The 19178-nt window shown below is 44.7% G+C and carries 18 protein-coding genes; 15 read left to right on the forward strand and 3 right to left on the reverse strand.

Translation table 11 applies throughout. The features are described 5' to 3' along the window. Nucleotides 1-4 precede the first annotated feature (4 nt). The gene (locus tag C7475_RS18700; protein WP_110054907.1) at nt 5-1336 is read right to left on the reverse strand and encodes a DUF4270 family protein; all 1332 of its coding nucleotides are present in this window, start codon (nt 1334-1336) and stop codon (nt 5-7) included. A 251-nt stretch (nt 1337-1587) separates the two neighbouring features. Here C7475_RS18700 and C7475_RS18705 point away from each other — a divergent pair, with 251 nt between their 5' ends. The 4 genes from C7475_RS18705 to C7475_RS18720 all read left to right on the forward strand — a co-directional run bounded on the left by C7475_RS18705 (nt 1588) and on the right by C7475_RS18720 (nt 5110). Beyond that, nucleotides 1588-2604, forward strand: coding sequence for a kelch repeat-containing protein (locus tag C7475_RS18705; RefSeq protein WP_110054908.1), 1017 nt, complete (start codon nt 1588-1590; stop codon nt 2602-2604). Then, nucleotides 2588-2983, forward strand: coding sequence for a DUF4907 domain-containing protein (locus C7475_RS18710; protein WP_158286545.1), 396 nt, complete (start codon nt 2588-2590; stop codon nt 2981-2983). Before C7475_RS18705 ends, C7475_RS18710 begins: the two co-directional genes overlap by 17 nt. 179 nt (nt 2984-3162) lie before the next feature. Beyond that, nucleotides 3163-4425 carry a sensor histidine kinase gene (locus C7475_RS18715; protein WP_110054910.1) on the forward strand — a complete coding sequence of 421 codons (1263 nt, stop codon included), beginning with the start codon at nt 3163-3165 and terminating at the stop codon, nt 4423-4425. Further along, nucleotides 4400-5110: a LytTR family DNA-binding domain-containing protein gene (locus tag C7475_RS18720; RefSeq protein ID WP_110054911.1), complete on the forward strand. Its 711-nt coding sequence runs from the start codon at nt 4400-4402 to the stop codon at nt 5108-5110. The genes C7475_RS18715 and C7475_RS18720 overlap by 26 nt, the downstream gene beginning before the upstream one ends. Before the next feature lie 90 nt (nt 5111-5200). Here the strand turns inward: C7475_RS18720 and C7475_RS18725 are convergent, their stop codons facing one another. Both C7475_RS18725 and glmM read right to left on the reverse strand, forming a co-directional pair. After that, entirely contained in the window at nt 5201-6328 is a 1128-nt protein-coding gene (locus C7475_RS18725; RefSeq protein WP_110055058.1) for a cysteine desulfurase family protein, read from the reverse strand. 241 nt (nt 6329-6569) lie between these two features. Beyond that, nucleotides 6570-7952 (reverse strand): phosphoglucosamine mutase, encoded by a 1383-nt coding sequence (gene glmM / locus C7475_RS18730; protein WP_110055059.1) that lies wholly within the window; start codon nt 7950-7952, stop codon nt 6570-6572. Nucleotides 7953-8252: 300 nt separating this feature from the next. Here glmM and C7475_RS18735 point away from each other — a divergent pair, with 300 nt between their 5' ends. The 11 genes from C7475_RS18735 (at nt 8253) to C7475_RS18785 (ending at nt 19169) form a co-directional block, all read left to right on the forward strand. Continuing rightward, on the forward strand, nt 8253-10190 hold the full coding sequence (locus C7475_RS18735) for an LTA synthase family protein (protein WP_158286546.1): 1938 nt from the start codon (nt 8253-8255) through the stop codon (nt 10188-10190). Nucleotides 10191-10237: 47 nt separating this feature from the next. Continuing rightward, complete coding sequence (locus tag C7475_RS18740) at nt 10238-10981, forward strand: class I SAM-dependent methyltransferase (RefSeq protein WP_233259895.1); 744 nt, start codon at nt 10238-10240, stop codon at nt 10979-10981. 2 nt (nt 10982-10983) lie between these two features. Further along, nucleotides 10984-11562, forward strand: a complete 579-nt coding sequence (locus tag C7475_RS18745) for a phosphatase PAP2 family protein (protein WP_110054914.1) — start codon at nt 10984-10986, stop codon at nt 11560-11562. Next, complete coding sequence (locus C7475_RS18750) at nt 11559-12290, forward strand: ZIP family metal transporter (protein ID WP_110054915.1); 732 nt, start codon at nt 11559-11561, stop codon at nt 12288-12290. Before C7475_RS18745 ends, C7475_RS18750 begins: the two co-directional genes overlap by 4 nt. A gap of 24 nt (nt 12291-12314) precedes the next feature. Further along, nucleotides 12315-13616, forward strand: coding sequence for a hemolysin family protein (locus tag C7475_RS18755; RefSeq protein WP_110054916.1), 1302 nt, complete (start codon nt 12315-12317; stop codon nt 13614-13616). Between the two features lie 160 nt (nt 13617-13776). Then, on the forward strand, nt 13777-15315 hold the full coding sequence (gene hutH, locus C7475_RS18760; RefSeq protein ID WP_110054917.1) for a histidine ammonia-lyase: 1539 nt from the start codon (nt 13777-13779) through the stop codon (nt 15313-15315). Nucleotides 15316-15335: 20 nt separating this feature from the next. Continuing rightward, nucleotides 15336-16064 (forward strand): 3-oxoacyl-ACP reductase FabG, encoded by a 729-nt coding sequence (fabG, locus tag C7475_RS18765; RefSeq protein ID WP_110054918.1) that lies wholly within the window; start codon nt 15336-15338, stop codon nt 16062-16064. 73 nt (nt 16065-16137) lie between these two features. Beyond that, the gene (locus C7475_RS18770) at nt 16138-17361 is read left to right on the forward strand and encodes a beta-ketoacyl synthase (protein ID WP_110055060.1); all 1224 of its coding nucleotides are present in this window, start codon (nt 16138-16140) and stop codon (nt 17359-17361) included. A gap of 232 nt (nt 17362-17593) precedes the next feature. Then, complete coding sequence (locus C7475_RS18775) at nt 17594-17851, forward strand: acyl carrier protein (protein ID WP_110054919.1); 258 nt, start codon at nt 17594-17596, stop codon at nt 17849-17851. Beyond that, entirely contained in the window at nt 17851-18741 is an 891-nt protein-coding gene (locus C7475_RS18780; protein WP_110054920.1) for a lipid A biosynthesis acyltransferase, read from the forward strand. The genes C7475_RS18775 and C7475_RS18780 overlap by 1 nt, the downstream gene beginning before the upstream one ends. Before the next feature lie 8 nt (nt 18742-18749). Next, nucleotides 18750-19169 carry a 3-hydroxyacyl-ACP dehydratase gene (locus tag C7475_RS18785; protein ID WP_110054921.1) on the forward strand — a complete coding sequence of 140 codons (420 nt, stop codon included), beginning with the start codon at nt 18750-18752 and terminating at the stop codon, nt 19167-19169. Nucleotides 19170-19178 lie beyond the last annotated feature (9 nt).

Below are 19178 nucleotides of genomic sequence, written 5' to 3' on the forward strand. Positions count from 1 at the left end.
TGCATTATTTATACCGCAGGTAATAGATCTGAACTGATATCCTGCTTTTCGTATTTCTGTTGTCGCCCAGGATGGCACGGTCAAAGTTAGAAAGACCGGTTCCTCTTGGGGGCAGCAACGCCAGCCCTCTGTATGAATTATCAGTACTGTTTAATTGTGCAATGCAATAATTGGTAATATCGTAAGTATAGGCGGTCGATTCATTAAAAACGGGATCATAGATGAGATTACCGTATTGTACTGCCCCGGTGGACGGAGAAATAAGGGTATCTTCTACCACGTTGCCATTTGTGATTACACCGACAACCATATTTCTTGGAATTACATATGGATATCTGTAAGTGCCTTTTTCCGGCTTTATGGTAAGTGTGGCACGCATGATCTTAGAGAACTGGCTCAACTCATTAAAGGTCCGCAGGTAAGGAAAATCTATACGGCCTATGACGTTGGTCAGTGGTTGTACGAATAATCTTCTGTCAGCCTCTGATGATGGCAATAATTTTTTAGTTGGGTTCAATGCAGCCAACGGAGATCCGGAAGGGCGTTCAACATCTATGTGGTTGAACTGCAAAGCTGTATTATATACCGGGAAGTCAAAGTATGCCTGTACCGGTATGCCAGGATTAGTATGGTAGAAAAGGCGCAGGTTCAGGGAATCGTCAGCTCTGAAAGAGGTGATCACCTGGCTGTTGGCGCCTGGTTTCAGCGCGAGGCCTTTAAAGTATCTGCCAAAATAGAGTTGATTCGTAATTGTGGTTGAGTTTTTATCGATCAGTTCAAAAAACTCTCTTCCCAATGCGTCGTCTATTCTTATTTTAAATATGGAGTCGCGGTGAGGACGTATTTTCATTTCCCGGCTACCCAGGGGGGTAGGGTCTGTTGCAAATGAACTACGGCTATACAGGAAAGCACTGTTTCCTGCTCTTTTGATTTCTTCCTGCACACGATATACTTCGATGTGCTGGGTTAATGTAGTATCTCCGTAATATTCAGTTTTAGGATGTACTAATAATATTATGGAGTCGTAAATAGCTCTGTCAGGCAGCGTACCGCTGAAAGCTCTTACCTGCCAGTATGAAGTAGCGGAAATTTTTCCGAATACAGGATCGTTGTTGACACCGGCAAGGGCAACACCGAGGTTCGAAGTAGGAACAGAATCCAGATACGCCGTGCTCATGTTCATGGTAATAGTATCTGTTACCAGATATTCTGTACCACTCTCATCTGTGATATCATCGTATAAAAAACCCTCCTTATCACAGGCGGCGGCGCCAGTGATCAATAATGCACAAACCAGGTATTTACAGGCCACTTTGGCGCGGATACTTTTATTCATGGAGCGCAATTTTAGACAGGAACCCAACTTCACGCTGATTTAATATGCGAATAGGCTCTTTTTATCGACGAATACCCCCCGGTGCTCTTTGTGCTACTGCTGGGGTAGCAAGGTGTCGTTTAAGGTAAAAAACCAGTTGGCAGATAAAAAGGCCTGATTTGTCTGTCAAAAACACCTAAACATCTATTTCGTGATTGCACTTAAATAAGTGCGGATAATTTTGGCAGCTATTAAAAAAGTAAAAATCACTTATGCGCTATTTAAATGTATGTTTTCTGGGATTGGCAGTACTTACGTTAGCCTCCTGTTCATCAAGCGAAGATACGACCAAGCTGGGTAACTGGGTAAGAAGAGCAGATTACCAGGGAGACGCCAGAAGGGATGCCGTGAGCTTTGTGATCGGAGATACAGCGTATGTAGGAACTGGCACCAGTGGTGTTGATGGAGGAACTGAGTTAAGTTCTTTTTATAAATATGATCCCGTAAAAGACAACTGGACTCTGATAGCGTCTATGGCGGATAAGAACGATCCTACGAAAAATCTCGCCCGTACTGCTGCTACAGCGTTTGCAGCTGCTGGTAAAGGATATGTAACGACCGGTAGTGCTGATCAGAACTCATTAAAAGATACCTGGGCGTATGATCCTGCTTCCAATAGCTGGGAGAGCAGAGCCGAGTTCCCAGGCGCAGCCCGTTACTATGCAGTCGGCTTCGGTCTGAAGAATCTGGGTTATGTAGGTACCGGCTTTGATGGCGGTAACAACATGAGCGATTTCTATAAATATGATCCGGTTGGTAACACCTGGTCTTCTGCTAACTCTCTGAAAGACAAGAGAAGACAAGCTGTTGCATTCGTAATTGGCGATAGCGCGTACGTTGTAACCGGTACAGGTGCAGGTACAACGCCTACCCGTATGTACGTTTATAACGCTTCTAATGACCAGTGGAATGAGAAGGCGAAGATCGAAAACGCTACTGACGACTCTTTCGATGATGACTATTCTTCTATCGCACGTTCTGGCGGTGTTGCTTTCGTGATCGCTAACAAAGGTTATGTTACTACTGGCAACAGCGCAACTACCTGGGAATATGATCCGATCAACGACCGTTGGACAGAAAAAACTGCTTTTGATGGTGCAAGCCGTACATCAGCTGTGGGTTTCACTGTGAAAGGCAGAGGTTTTGTAAGCACCGGCTACTCAGCTAGTTCTTACCTGGATGATCTGTATGAGTTCTTACCAGACCAGGAAAATGATACAAACGACTAATTATAAGTCAATTCTGAGTGTATGGATGCCGGTACTGGCAGCTACGTTGTGTTTCGCAGCCTGTCAGCAACCGCCCAAACAAACAGAAGGAACTGAACATATTAAACAGGCGCCGGCTACCGCAATGCAAGACAGCATTGCGGTAGTTACGTTTCAGCCTGAAGGCGGAGGATGGGGATTTAAGATCAATAAAGGCTCCCATAATTATATAGAACAGCCTTTTATTCCTGTGATCATGGGCAGAAAGCCTTTTCAGACGGCTGAAGATGCCATGAAAGTAGGGGAATACCTCGCCGCCAAATTGAGAAGAAATCCCGGTGGATTACCGGACTTAACCAGGCAGGAGCTGCTTGATATGAAAATAGCCGGTGTAGAGTAGCACTAAAGACTCTCCGGTAGACACATTGTAACTTATATTAATATTGGCCACAGTACTGTATTTGGCCATATGGGTTCCCTATTCCCTCTGAAATTTTAACATTCCTTTTACTACGCTTAACAAATTTTAACAGCCTCTTTACGGGAATTGAGTGTAAGTTTATCGCGCTTTTGGGCTACATGATAAATTTAAAACAACTCTATAGGAACCGGTTATTCAGCGTAGGACTGCATATTGTAGTTTGGACCTGTTTCCTGTTCTTTCCTTTTTTTATTTACCGGATCAAGATCCAGCATCCCTGGTTCTTCGCCCGGGAAATCGTGGACAACCTCTTCCTCATAGGACTGTTTTATCTCAATTTTTATGTACTGATCCCTCGTTTTTTCACGCTCAAGAAGATAGTCTATTACCTGTCTTTTGTTGTATTAACGTTGGTATTCATCATTATGCAACAGGCAGTTACGGAGTATGTGTTCTGGAAAACGTTCGTCTCACAGGAAACGGTGATGTCGTCAAACAGGGAGAGGGAACCGGGATTTGCCCCGCCACCACCCGCTTTTGTACGTTACCATCTGCTGGAGAGCAGAATGCAGTCGAAAGTGGCAGCGCGGGAACACAATGCGCCGCTTTATGCGGCCGCAACGCTGAATGATTCGATGGGCTTCAGGAAAAGAGAATTTATCAATGCACAACGGGGACTGTCATTCGTAGATTATATCCTTTTCCCGGAAATATTGCGGAAGTCGGTTTTTGCAGCGCTGCTCATGCTATTTATGAGTGGCTTTATCAAGATCGCACAGGAGTGGTTTAAGAGTGAACAACAAAGGGAGGTCCTGAAAGTGGAGAATCTGAATGCTGAACTAAAATTTTTAAAGTCTCAGATTAATCCTCACTTCCTTTTTAACTGTCTAAACACCATCTATTCCCTGGCGCATAAGCATTCCGCGCAGACAGAACACGCTATCGTGAAGCTGTCTACCATCATGCGGTATATGATCTATGATTCTAACGAGGATAAAGTACAGTTGCAACAGGAACTGCAATACCTGGAGGACTATATTGATATTCAACGTCTAAGAATGCCGGATGATATAGTAGTAGATTATGCGGTGCAGGGAAATCCGGCAGGATTGAAGATAGAGCCCATGTTACTGGTGCCCTTTGTGGAAAATGCTTTTAAACATGGGATCAGCTATGCAGAACCTTCTTTCATCGCCATTGCGTTGGCTATCGAAAGGAACCAGGTAAGACTGGTAGTAGAAAATAGCCGCTTCAGACAGCGTGTAGCCGAAAAGGGGGGAATTGGCTTACAGAATGTGCGTAAACGGTTGGAACTCTTATATACCGATGACCATGATCTGGAAATCACAGAATCCGAAAACCAATTTATTGTTGATCTAAAAATCGTGTTGAAAAATGATCAGGTGCATAGCGGTGGATGACGAACCACTGGCATTGGAAATAATTACAGACTTCGCCAGGAAGGTTCCTTTCCTGCAGCTGGTTGGTACATTTGAGAATGCGACGGAGGCGTTACGTTTTTTACAGGAGGAGCGGGTAGACTTGCTGTTCCTCGATATCAAGATGCCTGACATCACTGGTATTCAATTGATGAAATCCCTGAAGTACCCGCCAATGGTGGTGTTTACTACTGCCTATGGAGAATATGCTCTTGAAGGATTTGACCTTGAAGTGGTAGATTATCTGTTGAAACCCGTTCCTTTTGAACGTTTTCTCAGGTCAGCAACCAAAGCGCTGGAGCTGAGAAGTATGTCCCAGCAGAAAAACGGTGATAGCAACAATGGGCATGTTAACGACTACATCTTCATTAAGACAGAATACAAGATTATTAAGATCAATCTGGAAGATATTTTATTCATCGAAGCACTGAAAGATTATACGAAAATCTATACACCTTTTCAGCCAGTACTTACACTGCGCAGTCTTAAATCATTTGAAACACGTTTGCCTGCAGATAAATTCATCAGGGTACACCGATCATATGTCGTATCACTGAACAAGATCAATTCTGTAGAGAAAAATACCGTGATGATCGCAAATCAATCTATCCCTATCAGCGACGGCTATAGGGAAAAGTTCTACGATGTGATCAACCGGAACAGTTAATCAGTCTGCAATATCAATAGTATAAAAAAACGGTAAACAGCGATCTGCTATTTACCGTTTTCTTTTAATTATGATATTAAGAATGTTTGCTTAAACGATCTCTTTCAGTTTTGTGATCACCTCGTCAACTTCTTCTCTGGTATTGTCTTTGGCGAAAGAGAAACGTACTGCAATCCTGTTAGGATCACTGTTGATGGCGCGAATGACATGGGAACCTGCATCAGCGCCGGAAGTACAGGCGCTACCACCAGATGCACAGATACCGTTAATATCCAGGTTAAACAACAGCATTTCGCTTTTTTCTGTTTTAGGGAAAGAAGCGTTTAATACAGTATACAGGCTTCGACCATAGAGGTCTCCGTTATATCCTACGCCCGGTATCTGTTGTTTCAACTGTTCCATCATATAAATACGAAGGTCATTGATATACTTGCTGTGCGCTTCCATATGTTCTGTAGCCAGTTCCAATGCTTTGGCAAAACCTACAATACCATATACGTTCTCGGTACCGGCACGCATGTTACGTTCCTGCGCACCGCCATGAATAAACGGAGTGATCTTCACATTTTCATTGATGTAAAGGATCCCCACGCCTTTGGGGCCATGGAACTTGTGACCGGAGCCGTTAATGAAATGTACAGGCGTATTACGCAGGTCAAATCCATAGTGCCCTACAGTCTGCACGGTATCAGAATGGAAGATGGCATCGAATTCCTTACAGAGATTACCTACTGCATGAATATCGAGCAGGTTACCTATTTCGTTGTTGGCGTGCATGAGACTTACCAGGCAACGTTCAGGAGAGTTAGCCAGCAATTCTCGCAGATGCGCCATATCCACGTGACCGTCGGGTAACAGTCTGACATTACTCAATCTGATCTTGTCTTTTGAATGCGCATGCTCCACGGAATGGAGGGTAGCGTGGTGCTCAATTTCAGAAGAGATAATATGTCTGCAGCCCAGGTTATGAATAGCCGCACATACCGCAGTATTGGTGCTTTCAGTGCCACCTGAGGTAAAAAAGATCTCTCCCGGATGTGCGTTCAGGATCTTCGCTACGGATTTACGTGCATTTTCAATGGCCAGTCTTGTTTCACGGCCATACGAATAAATCGAGGATGGATTTCCGAACTTTTCTGTCAGGTAAGGCAGCATCACTTCCAGCACGTCTTTATCCAGCGCCGTGGTGGCTGCATTATCAAAATAAATTCTTTTCAAGATGGTGGTGGTTTTTGATAAAAAAATGCCGTTGGCGGACACAAATGTCTGATTTTTTTAGAAAATACAATTATACTGAAATACGACATGACATTCCTGTGATGATCGGGGGTAACTAACTGGCCTTCAATTCATCGTTGCTTATTCGCTGCTGGCGGGAATAAGAAGGACACTTCGTATAAAACAAAAAAGCGGACACAATACCTGCATCCGCTCTTTGTTTTATCTAATTCGTTGAAAATTAATGCATAAATTCACGGATGTCCTGCATGATACGTTTGGCGATGTTATCTGCCGTTGTTTCATTCTGACTTTCTGCGTAGATACGGATGATAGGTTCTGTATTGGAGGTACGTAAGTGCACCCAGTCCCTGTCAAATTCGATTTTCAGACCGTCTTCGACGTTAATAGGCTGGTTTTTGTACTTACCCTTGATCTTATCAAAGATTGTAACTACATCAACACCTTTATCCAGTTCTATCTTATTTTTTGAGATGAAATAGTCAGGGTAGCTGTTGCGCAGGGCCTTCAGGTTCTTTTTAGTCTGTGCCACATGGCTCAGGAAGAGACCTATGCCGATCAGCGCATCACGGCCATAGTGCAGGTCCGGTACAATAATACCGCCATTACCCTCACCGCCGATCACTGCATTCACTTCTTTCATTTTGCGTACTACGTTCACTTCACCTACTGCGGAAGGATGATATTCACCGCCGTTCTTTAGGGTCACATCTTTCAGCGCCTGAGTAGAGGAGAGGTTGGATACAGTGTTCCCTTTGCGTGTTTTCAGGATATAATCAGCTACGGCAACCAGTGTATATTCTTCACCGAACATGCTACCGTCTTCACAAACGAAGCAAAGGCGGTCTACATCAGGATCTACAGCGATACCCAGGTCTGCGCTGGATTTATTCACTTCGTTGCTTAACGCCGTAAGGTTTTCTGGCAGAGGTTCAGGATTGTGACTGAAACGGCCATTCACTTCATCAAATAATACAGTTACATCCTCAACTCCCAATGCTTTCAGCAGGGCAGGAATGAAGATAGCGCCGGTAGAGTTAACGGCGTCTACTACCACTTTGAAGTTACGGGCTTTGATAGCAGGAACATCTACCAGTGGATAGTTCACCACCATATCAATGTGCTTCTGCAGATAGCTGTCATCTTTGCGATAAGTGCCAAGTTTATTGACATCTGCAAAGGAAAAATCTTCGCGGGCAGCAAGATCGAGTACGATGGCTCCGTCTTCGCCGGAGATGAATTCGCCTTCACTGTTCAGCAGTTTCAGAGCGTTCCACTCTTTAGGATTATGACTGGCCGTAAGAATGATGCCTCCTGCGGCCTGCTCTGCTTTTACAGCCACTTCGACTGTAGGCGTGGTAGAGAGGTCCAGGTCCACAACATCCAGCCCCAATCCGTTCAGGGTAGCAACTACGAGCTGTTTCACCATTTCACCTGAAATGCGTCCGTCACGCCCAATTACTACTTTTTTGTTGTCGGATTGTTTGATGAGCCATGTGCCAAATGCTGCTGTGAACTTAACAACATCGAGCGGAGAAAGTCCTTCTCCAGGTTTGCCTCCGATGGTTCCGCGAATGCCAGAAATCGATTTGATCAGTGCCACGAATTTCAATTTTTAAAGGAAGGGCAAATATAAAATTACAATCAGCAATAGACAAATGAATTAAATACGGACTCCTTATTTCTCTTGATATATTAATTAAAATAGATGCATTGTGGTTTTAATGTGGGCTATTTAACTAGGGGTTAGGAAACTTTTCACCGTTTTTCATTAATGCCTCAGTTTAACATACTTTTGCATGTCAAATTAATCAACAGCTACGTTTACATGAAATATTTATGGAAGAGTATACCCCGGTATATTCGATACGTGATTATCCAGGCCTTATTCCTATATCTGTTCATGGTCGTGTTTCGTCTGGTTTTCTTTCTGTTTTTCTTTAAGACCACTGTTACAGATAGTGCGCCTATCCTGAAAGCCTGGGTACTGGGATTGAAGTTCGATATGCGGTTGTCCCTGATCCTGACCGTCCCTTTACTGCTGATCGCTTTTGTTTTCAGAAATAACTTTTTTACCAAACCGGCTATCAGGAAGCCGGTTTTTGTATATCTCTTCCTGGTGTACCTGGTGCTGACCTTTGCCTATGTGTTCGATCTGGGGCACTATGCCTATCTGGGATTACGCATGGACCCTACCATTACACGTTTCCTGGCTTCCGGCGAACGGGCTGATAATGCCAGGATGTTATGGCAGAGTTATCCGGTGGTACGTACTTTTATCGGGATCGGCCTGTTCCTGTTCCTGATCTCCTGCCTTTTTATCCGTTCCTTTCAAAAACTGGCAAAAGAGCCGGCCGTGAAACTCAGCAACCGGAAGTATACCGGATGGCTGTTTTCCATGGTGATCCTGTTTGCTGCCGGTATCTACGCTAACATAGCTTATTTTCCTCTGCGCTGGAGCCAGGCAATGTTCACAAGAGACAACGGGGTGACCAGTCTGGCACTGAATCCTGTACTGTATTACGTTTCAAATATGTCGGGCAAAACCGATACCTATGATATCGCTAAAACAAGGGAACATTATCCTGTGATGGCACGGTACCTGGGGGTGGAGCAACCTGATGTGGAAAAACTGAACTTCATACGCGACATTCCGGGATCGGATAACAAAAAAATGAACGTTGTGCTGGTGATGCTGGAATCGACCGGAGCAGCCGTAACCAGTATGTTCAATAACCCTATGCAGCCTACGCCCAATATGCAAAGGCTGGCCGACAGCGGTATCCTTTTCAATAATTTTTATGTACCTGCGGTGAGCACTGCAAGAACAGTGTACGGCGTGACCACAGGATTGCCAGATATTAGCATGACGAAGACGGCTTCCCGGCATCCAAAGATGATTGACCAGCGGGTAGTACTTGACCAGTTCAAAGGTTATGAGAAATATTATCTATTGGGAGGAAATACGAATTGGGCCAATATCAGAGCGGTATTTACGAATAATGTGGATGGTGTGAAGATCTTTGAGGAAGGTTATTATAAAGCGCCTAAAGCGGATGTATGGGGCGTATCCGACTATGATCTCATTACAGAGGCAGATGAAATATTCCGCGATGCAGGCAAGCGGCAACAACCTTTCGTGGCATTTCTGCAATTGGCGGACAATCATCCTCCCTATACAATTACGAAGGGAGCAGGTGATTTCAAAAAAGTAACTGCAAAAGAAATCGATAAGGACAAGTTTAAAAAATCGGGATTTGTGTCCATCGATCAGTTCAACGCTATCCGTTATGAGGATTATAATGTGGGGCACCTGATCGATCTGGCAAAAAAGGGAGGGTATCTGGACAATACGATCTTTATCATGTTTGGTGACCATAACTGCACCTTAAACCCTTATCATTTCACGCCAGTACCGGAATATGAACTGGTGAGCGGCTCTGTACATGCTACCTGTTTTATTTATGCCCCGGCGTTGGTAAAGCCCCGGGTGGTCAATTATGCCGTAAGCCTGGTGGATATTTACCCTACCATGGCCAAACTTGTGGGGATGCCGGTAAAGAACTATACCTTAGGACAGGATATGCTGGATTCTACCCAGACCAGCCGGTACGCTTTTGCTACCTATGCCAAGAACCTTCAGGGGTATATAGCGGTGATTGGAGAACGCTATATGTACGAGATCAATGATAAAGCAAAAGAAGCTTATCTGTATGATCTTCAAGGGGACCCGTTGAAAAATGTGAGGGCGCAATTTCCCGACACCGCGAAGGCGCTGGATAATTTAACGCGTGCATTTTATGAAAGCACCCGATATTTGATGTTTAATAATAAAAAATAGAGCTTTGGGGCGTTCATCTGATCATGGAAGTTTTTAACGAGTTAGCAGTGGAAATACAAAAACAATGGTTTAAAGACTGGTTCAATTCTCCCTACTATCACTTGTTATACAATAACAGGGATAATGCGGAAGCGGCAACTTTCATAGATAAGCTGTTGAATTATCTTCGTCCGACCGCTAGAGCTACCATGCTGGACGTGGCATGTGGTACAGGCCGTCATTCCAGTTATCTGGCTTCAAAAGGGTATACTGTAACAGGGATTGACCTTTCAATCCGCAGTATCAACATTGCCAAAAAACTGGAAAATGACCATCTCAGCTTTTTCCAGCATGATATGCGCCTTCCATTCAGAGTGAACTATTTTGATCTCGTATTTAACTTTTTTACCAGCTTTGGTTATTTTGATACGGCAAGAGAGAATGACAACGCATTGCGTACAATGCGGAATGCCTTGAAGCCGGGAGGTTGTCTGGTATTGGACTATCTGAACAGTCCTTACGTGGAGGCGAACCTGGTACCTTATGAAGTGAAGGAAAAAGGAAACGTGGTGTTCGATATTGTCCGGGAGGTGAATGACGGGAAGTTCCAGAAACAGATCAACATCCTGGACCGTTCCCGGTTGTACCGGACAACATTTACCGAGAACGTAAGTGCCTTTACCTTGCATGACTTTGAGGAAATGTTCGCCAATCAAGGTTTGCAAATAACGGATATCTTTGGAGACTATCATTTTAACAGTTATGATGAACAGCATTCGCCGAGACTGATCATCATAGCGACAAAACAATAGCCATGCTGGAAAGACTGCTTAGACTGGATTTTAAACTCTTTTTCTATATCAATAACGTGTGGCAGCATCCTGTGCTGGATGCTATTGTGCCCTGGTTAAGGGAACCTTATGTATGGGCGCCTTTGTACCTTTTCCTGGTATTGTTCGTATCGATCAATTATGGCTGGAAAGGTTTCTGGTGGATGGTATTTTTCCTGGTTACTTTCGGGCTGGCGGACCAGTCCAGTTTACATATCAAGGAAGCTGTAGGGCGGTTAAGGCCATGCCGGGACCCGCTGATGCAGCATTTTGTCAGGGTATTGGTAGTATATTGTCCAGGTAGCGGCAGTTTTACCTCTTCCCATGCGGCGAACCATTTTGCACTGGGCACTTTTTGTTTCCTCACTTTCAGGCATATTTCAAAGTTGTATGCCTCGCTGTTTTTCGTCTGGGCGGCGCTGATCTGTTACGCACAGGTCTATGTAGGCGTCCACTACCCGCTGGATGTAATTGGTGGCGGCGTACTCGGTATGATCATCGGTACGTTGAGCGCCGGGTTCTTTCAGCGGCGTATCAGACTGGAACCTGAATTAACAACATGAACTGGAGCTTTCTTTTAATTGTTTTTCTGGCCACGTTAGGCGGCGGTTTAATTCCCATGATGGTAAGAAGGGTGAACCCCAACTTTCCGATCTATATGCTGGCATTTACCGGCGCCTGCCTGTTTGGAGTCACTATCATGCACCTGTTGCCCGAAGTGTACCACGAACTGGGGCATAGTGCAGGCATCTATATCTTACTGGGCTTTTTTCTGCAGGTAGCCCTGCAGACATTATCGCATGGAACGGAGCACGGGCATACCCATATTCCGAAAGATGGGCACCATCACGTTCAGATACTCCCCTTGCTGCTGGGACTGTCCATTCATGCGTTCATGGAAGGCATCCCGTTGGGGTTCCAGTTCGAAGACAAAGCAGCCCTTTCGTCCCTGGTAATAGGCGTAGCGGCCCATAAACTGCCGGAAGCGTTTACTTTGATCACAGTAATGGTACATGCACACCAACGGGGGGCAAAACTATGGCGTATCCTTGTCATTTTTTCGCTGGTCACGCCCATTGCAGCCATCCTGGCATCCGTACTGGGAGAGCATTCAACATATATATCGAACGTTACAGCCTACATAGTGGCATTGGTGATAGGAGCATTCCTGCACATTTCCACGACCATTTTTTACGAAAGCGGCACCAAACACCATGAACTGAGCTATCGTAAAGTAATTGCCATAGTGGCAGGGCTGCTTTTAGCATTTCTTACCTTAATATTTGAATAATTCTTTATTTTTAGCCTTTTAAACATGGAAGTCGTCGTCATTATCCTCATCCTTATTCTACTGAATGGCTTATTCTCAATGTCAGAGGTGGCCATGGAATATGCTCGTAAAGCAAGGCTGGAATACCTGGCCAATCGAGGGGATGAAAAGGCAAAGGCCGCACTCAAGCTGGCCAGCAATCCGGACAGATTTATCTCTACTGTCCAGGTGGGAATCACACTTATCAGCATCTTAATAGGAATATTATCAGGTATTAGCCTCAAACCACGCCTGGTTGAATACATTTCCGGTTATCCACAATTAAGTCCTTATAGTGATGGTATTGCCATTACCGTTATAGTGGTGGTAGTGACCTATTTTACTTTGGTAATAGGAGAGCTGGTACCCAAACGTCTGGGCATCCTCCGGCCGGAGGCCATTGCCCGGCAAACGGCAGGTCCTATGACCTGGGTGTCTATGATCACCTATCCGTTCATCTGGCTGCTGACCATCTTTACCAACTTCCTGGTGAACGTTTTCAATTTGCAGCCATCTACCGATAACAATGTCACGGAAGAGGAGATCAAGGCACTGATCAACGAAGGGACCACTGCAGGCGCAATTGAAGAAACAGAGCAGGAGATCATTGAAAGGGTATTTCACCTGGGAGACCGTAATATCACTTCTCTTATGACTCACCGGACGGACATTGTATACCTCGATATCAGTGATCCGAAACCGATCATCCGTAGTAAGATCATGGAAAGTCCGCACTCGGTCTATCCTGTATGTGATGATGAGATTGACAATATCCTCGGTATTATCTCCATCAAAGATCTTTATATGTCTGCGGCTGGAGCAGGTCATGAACTGTCGCCTATCATGAAAAAGCCCCTGTTTGTTCCTGAAAATAATTCCGCTTACCAGGTATTGGAGAAGTTCAAAGAAACTCAGAGCCATGCCGCATTTATTGTCGACGAATATGGCACTTTCCTGGGAATGATCACCCTGAACGATATCCTGGAAGCAATAGTGGGCGATATGCCGGAGACAGGGCAGGATGATGACTATGAAATAGTGCGCCGGGAGGATGGTTCTTACCTGGTAGACGGGCAGATCCCTTTTTACGATTTCCTGGCCCGGTTTGACAAGGAAGACTGGATGGCGGAGTTTGAGCAGGAATTTGATACGATGGCTGGCTTCATTTTGCACCACCAGGAGCATATTCCCAAGATCGGCGAAAAATTTGAATGGCGGGGATTCACCTTTGAAATTGTTGATATGGACGCACACCGTATAGATAAAGTACTGGTGGAAGCGCCTGAAGATACCGTAGAAGAAGGCTGATCTTATTAATGGGGGGCACAGTTTTGATTACGAATTGTAAATGGCAGATACGTATGATTATCATACCGATAAATTGCGTAGTTCCCCATTTGTGATTCGTAATTGTTTTTTGCTAATTTTGAGCACTTTTTTACATAATCAAATAATTTAATTTAAAATAATGGTTGTTTTAGGAAGTAAGGTGCTTTCACTGGACGAAGTGTACCGCGTGTTATTTAACGGGGAGGAGTTGAGCCTGGATGAAACCGCTTTACAGCAGGTATCGCACAACTTTGAGTTTTTAAAGAAATTTGCAGCCAAGAAGCTTATCTACGGTATCAATACCGGCTTCGGCCCAATGGCACAATATCGCATCAGCGAAAGCGATACCCACCAGTTACAATACAATCTAATCCGCAGCCACAGTTCAGGAGCCGGTAAATATATGCCGCCTCTGTTAACAAAAGGTCTCATGATAGCGCGTCTCAGTAGCTTTATGCAGGCGCACTCCGGTATACACCCTGAAGTGGTGACGCTGCTCCGTGACCTGATCAATAAAAACGTATATCCATGTGTATATGAACACGGTGGCGTAGGCGCCAGCGGTGACCTGGTTCAGCTGGCCCATTTGGCGCTGGTACTGATAGGTGAAGGTGAGGTCGTGTATGAAGATCAATTACGTCCCACTGCTGAAGTATTTGCCCAGTTGGGTATTAAACCTATGGGAGTGCATGTACGTGAAGGTTTGGCGGTGATTAACGGAACCTCAGCAATGACTGGTGTTGGGTTGGTGAATATCATTGAAGCGAAGAAACTGCTCGGATGGAGTTGTATACTTTCCGCCATGATCAATGAAGTAGTAGAAGCATTTGACGACCACCTGTCCAAAGAGCTGAACGCTGTGAAACGCCATGTAGGTCAGAACAAGGTAGCGGCTGCCATGCGCGACATCCTGAAAGACAGTAAGATGATCAGGCATCGTCCTGACCATTTCTATAAAGAACTGGAGGAAGAGATCTTTAAAGATAAAGTGCAGGAATATTATTCCCTGCGCTGTGTTCCACAGGTATTAGGCCCTATCTATGATACACTGGTAGAGGCTGAAAAGATCGTTATACAGGAACTGAATTCTGTAAGTGACAACCCGGTTGTAGATCATCATCAGGAGAACGTATTTCATGGAGGAAACTTCCACGGAGATTATATTTCCCTGGAGATGGATAAGGTTAAGATCGCTATTACCAAGTTGTCTATGCTGTCTGAAAGACAACTGAACTACCTCATGAACGACAAACTGAACCATAAGTTCCCTCCGTTTATGAACCTGGGAAAACTGGGACTGAACTTCGGTATGCAGGGTATTCAGTTTACGGCGACTTCTACCGTTGCTGAAAACCAGACATTATCCTTCCCGATGTATGTACATAGCATCCCCAACAATAATGATAACCAGGATATCGTGAGCATGGGATGTAATGCAGCATTGATGACAAACCGTGTTATTGAAAATGCTTACGAGGTATTGTCAATCCAGGTAATGACGATGTTGCAGGCGGTTGATTACCTGAACTGTCAGGAAAAACTGTCGTCTTTCTCACGCCGCATTTACAGTGAAGTAAGGGCAATTTTTCCTAAATTTATTGAGGACAGTCCTAAGTATAAGGATGCTAAAAAGATCAAGGAATACCTGGTACAGCATGATCCTGAAATAGCATGGTAACCTACTAAAATAATTATCGGATGAAATGTGCTTTAATAACAGGAGGCTCCAGGGGTATAGGAAGGGCGATATGTGTTAAGATGGCGGAGTTGGGATACTATGTAATTGTCAATTATAAAGGCAATGAAGCTGCTGCTCAGGAAACACTGGAAGCCGTAAGGGCGAAAGGAAGTGATGGTGAACTGCTGCAATTCAATGTTGGTAACAACGAAGAAGTACAGGCGGTATTAGGCGGTTGGGTAGAGAATAATAAAGAGAAACAGATCCAGGTATTGGTTAATAACGCTGGTATCCGTGAAGATAACCTGCTATTCTGGATGAATAGCGACCAATGGAGGAATGTGCTGAACATCAGCCTGGATGGCTTTTTCAATGTCACTAAACAGGTGCTGAACAATATGCTGATGAAACGTTACGGACGCATCATTAATATTGTATCCCTGTCAGGTATCAAAGGGCTTCCGGGCCAGACTAATTACTCTGCTGCCAAAGCAGGCGTAATTGGCGCTACAAAAGCCCTGGCGCAGGAAGTAGCCAAACGCGGAGTAACTGTTAATGCTGTTGCCCCCGGGTTTATCAAAACGGATATGACGGCTGAACTGAATGAAAAGGAACTGGCCGCACAGGTACCCATGAACCGTTTTGGTACACCGGAAGAAGTTGCAGAAGCTGTTGCGTTTTTTGCCTCTTCAGCATCCTCTTACATTACAGGAGAGGTTTTGTCTATCAACGGAGGACTATATACATGATTACAATCAGGGATCAGGAAACGGGCATTAAATGCAGGTCCCGGTTCTTCATTCCCGGTTTAAATTGATTTATATGAACAGAGTGGTGATCACAGGGCTGGGAGTTTATTCCTGTATAGGTAAGAACCTGGACGAGGTACGTGATTCGTTATATAAAGGAAAATCCGGTATTATCCTGGACCCGGCCAGGAAGGCTTTCGGTTACCGTTCCGGTTTGACCGGGTATGTAGACCGTCCTGACCTGAAAGGAGTGCTTGACCGCCGTGCCCGCATGATGATGCCGGAGCAGGCGGAATTTGCTTTTATGAGCACTCGTGAGGCACTGGAGCAGGCAAAGATAGATCCCGATTATATAGAAAAAACAGAAGTGGGACTGCTGTTCGGTAATGACAGCTCTTCCAAGCCGGTCGTAGAGGCAACGGATATCATGCGTGAGAAAAAGGATACGATGCTGGTAGGTTCCGGATCGGTATTCCAGACCATGAACTCGACGGTAAACATGAATCTGGCTACTATATTCAAGCTGAGAGGTATTAACTTCAGCGTAAGTGCGGCCTGCGCAAGCGGTTCCCATGCTATCGGACTGGGATATATGTTTATCCGCAATGGTATGCAGGATTGTGTTGTATGTGGTGGCGCCCAGGAGATAAACATTTATTCTATGGGTAACTTCGATGCAATAGCAGCATTTTCTGTAAGAGAGAATGAGCCGGAAAAGGCAAGCCGCCCGTTTGATTGTGACCGTGATGGTTTGGTGCCAAGTGGCGGAGGTGCTACTGTGATCCTGGAAAGTCTGGAATCGGCAAAGCGTAGAGGTGCAAATATCCTGGCGGAAGTGATCGGTTATGGATTCTCTTCCAATGGTGCACACATTTCCAATCCAACAATAGACGGGCCGGTACGTTCCCTGCAGATCGCATTACAAGATGCAGGACTACAGGCTAAAGACATCGAGTATATCAATGCGCACGCCACCAGCACGCCGGCAGGAGACGCCAGCGAAGCAGCGGCAATTGATCAGGTATTCGGCGGATCAAGGCCGCATGTCAGCTCTACAAAGTCTATGACCGGGCATGAGTGCTGGATGGCTGGAGCCAGTGAAATAGTCTATTCCATGCTGATGATGCAGAACGGTTTTATTGCCCCAAATATTAACCTGGAGAATCCGGATGGAGCAGCTGCCAGATTAAATATCAACAATACTACCATTAATAAAGATTTTAATATATTTTTGTCTAATTCTTTTGGCTTTGGAGGTACTAATTCATCTCTGATAGTCAGGAAATGGACTGAGTAAATAGTTAACTGTCAACACTTTAATACCACAACTGAGGCAATATTTAATATCTGCCCGGATATTTATACCTTTGAGGGACTAATTTACAGATGCAAGGAAGGTTGATCAGGTGAACTATCATCGAAGTAAAATTTTAAGATACAAGGGCCCGGACTAACAGCCAATCTAAGCGAATATTTTAATTCTGATAATCACGTATATAGCTCAACCTATATCCTAGAGTTACACTGATATGGACAAACAAGAAATCATACAAATCACGAATGCATTCCTCGTTGAGGAATTTGAAGCGGACGGAAACAAGATAACGCCTGATGCCAACCTGAAAGCTACCCTCGATCTGGATAGCCTGGACTACATTGACCTGGTTGTTGTGATCGAAAACAACTTTGGATTTAAAGTAAATCCTGAGGATTTCCAGGGGATAGCCACATTCCAGGACTTTTATGACTACGTGGCTAATCGTATCAAACAAAAAGAACTGGTATAATGCCTTCCTGGGAGGGGAAATCCAAGGGAAATAAGCTGGGGTACAGTATTTTTATCGGAACATTGCGTTATGGGGGCGTACTGCCTGCTTATGTATTACTAAGGTTTGTTGCCGCATATTATTTTCTGTTCTCCTACAGCTCTTCACGCCCCATTTTTCAATATTTTCATACCCGGGTCGGATATGGCTGGTGGCGGTCATTGATTAGTGTTTACCGTAACTATTATGTTTTCGGCCAGGTGCTGATCGATAAGGTCATTGTAATGTCCGGCGTCAGGGACAAGTTCACCTTTGAATTTGAAGGCGAGCGGTACCTGCGGGAAATTACTGCTGCCGGTAAGGGTGGTATTATGCTCAGTGCTCACCTGGGGAACTGGGAAGTGGCAGGACATCTGTTCCGCCGGTTGGAAACACGTATTAATATTGTCATGTTTGATGGTGAGCATGAGCGTATAAAAAAGTATTTGTCATCTGTGACTGGCGAACGTAATGTGAATATTATTGTTATTAAGGATGATTTATCGCACATTTACGCTATTAATGACGCATTAAGTAACCAGGAACTTGTGTGCATGCACGCAGACAGATTTCTGAAAGGCAATAAAACGGTAACTGTTCCCTTTCTGGGTGCTGATGCCCGCTTCCCGGCAGGACCTTTCCTGCTGGCAGCTACATTTAGGGTGCCAGTATCGCTTGTGTTTGCTTTTAAGGAAACCAACAGGCATTATCATTTATATGCTACGCAGCCAAGAGAATATCATGGCCGCCGCAGGCAGGGCGTAGAAATTGCAGTTCAGGACTTTGTACAGGAGCTGGAAGTCATGGTGAAGAAATATCCTGAGCAATGGTTTAACTATTACGATTTTTGGGAATTACCGGAAGATAAATAAGAGATTTTATGTTCATCCACACCGACAACATTACAGCATATATACCGCAACGTACGCCGATAGTAATGATCAGCGGCATATTGGAAGTGAGAGACAATATCACCCGTACCGGTTTGCAGATCGCAGCTGATAATCTTTTTGTGGAAGATGGCGTGCTGAAGTCGCCCGGATTGTTGGAGAACATGGCTCAAACAGCTGCTGCCCGTGTAGGATATATCGCGCTCCAGGAAAATACGCCTGTTCCTATTGGCTTCATCGGTGCTGTGAAAGACTTTGAAGTCTTTGAATTTCCTTCTGCCGGCTCCTTTATCGAAACAACCACAGAAATACAGAGTCAGGTCTTCAACGCTACTATGGTAGCGGCCAAAGTGACCCTGGATGGAAAGGTGATGGCTCAATGTGAATTGAAAATTTTCATAAACCCATAAAAATCCATT

It is taken from the genome of Chitinophaga sp. S165, assembly GCF_003182155.1.
GTDB lineage: Bacteria > Bacteroidota > Bacteroidia > Chitinophagales > Chitinophagaceae > Chitinophaga.

Bases quoted from the DNA above. Each gene is read 5' to 3' on its own strand.
- C7475_RS18780 (WP_110054920.1), top strand. From the start codon at position 17,851: ATGCCTTCCTGGGAGGGGAAATCCAAGGGAAATAAGCTGGGGTACAGT.
- C7475_RS18700 (WP_110054907.1), bottom strand. From the start codon at position 1,336: ATGAATAAAAGTATCCGCGCCAAAGTGGCCTGTAAATACCTGGTTTGT.
- C7475_RS18720 (WP_110054911.1), top strand. From the start codon at position 4,400: ATGATCAGGTGCATAGCGGTGGATGACGAACCACTGGCATTGGAAATA.
- C7475_RS18750 (WP_110054915.1), top strand. From the start codon at position 11,559: ATGAACTGGAGCTTTCTTTTAATTGTTTTTCTGGCCACGTTAGGCGGC.
- C7475_RS18705 (WP_110054908.1), top strand. From the start codon at position 1,588: ATGCGCTATTTAAATGTATGTTTTCTGGGATTGGCAGTACTTACGTTA.
- C7475_RS18710 (WP_158286545.1), top strand. From the start codon at position 2,588: ATGATACAAACGACTAATTATAAGTCAATTCTGAGTGTATGGATGCCG.
- C7475_RS18755 (WP_110054916.1), top strand. From the start codon at position 12,315: ATGGAAGTCGTCGTCATTATCCTCATCCTTATTCTACTGAATGGCTTA.
- hutH (WP_110054917.1), top strand. From the start codon at position 13,777: ATGGTTGTTTTAGGAAGTAAGGTGCTTTCACTGGACGAAGTGTACCGC.
- C7475_RS18770 (WP_110055060.1), top strand. From the start codon at position 16,138: ATGAACAGAGTGGTGATCACAGGGCTGGGAGTTTATTCCTGTATAGGT.
- C7475_RS18715 (WP_110054910.1), top strand. From the start codon at position 3,163: ATGATAAATTTAAAACAACTCTATAGGAACCGGTTATTCAGCGTAGGA.
- C7475_RS18775 (WP_110054919.1), top strand. From the start codon at position 17,594: ATGGACAAACAAGAAATCATACAAATCACGAATGCATTCCTCGTTGAG.
- C7475_RS18785 (WP_110054921.1), top strand. From the start codon at position 18,750: ATGTTCATCCACACCGACAACATTACAGCATATATACCGCAACGTACG.
- C7475_RS18745 (WP_110054914.1), top strand. From the start codon at position 10,984: ATGCTGGAAAGACTGCTTAGACTGGATTTTAAACTCTTTTTCTATATC.
- C7475_RS18735 (WP_158286546.1), top strand. From the start codon at position 8,253: ATGGTCGTGTTTCGTCTGGTTTTCTTTCTGTTTTTCTTTAAGACCACT.
- fabG (WP_110054918.1), top strand. From the start codon at position 15,336: ATGAAATGTGCTTTAATAACAGGAGGCTCCAGGGGTATAGGAAGGGCG.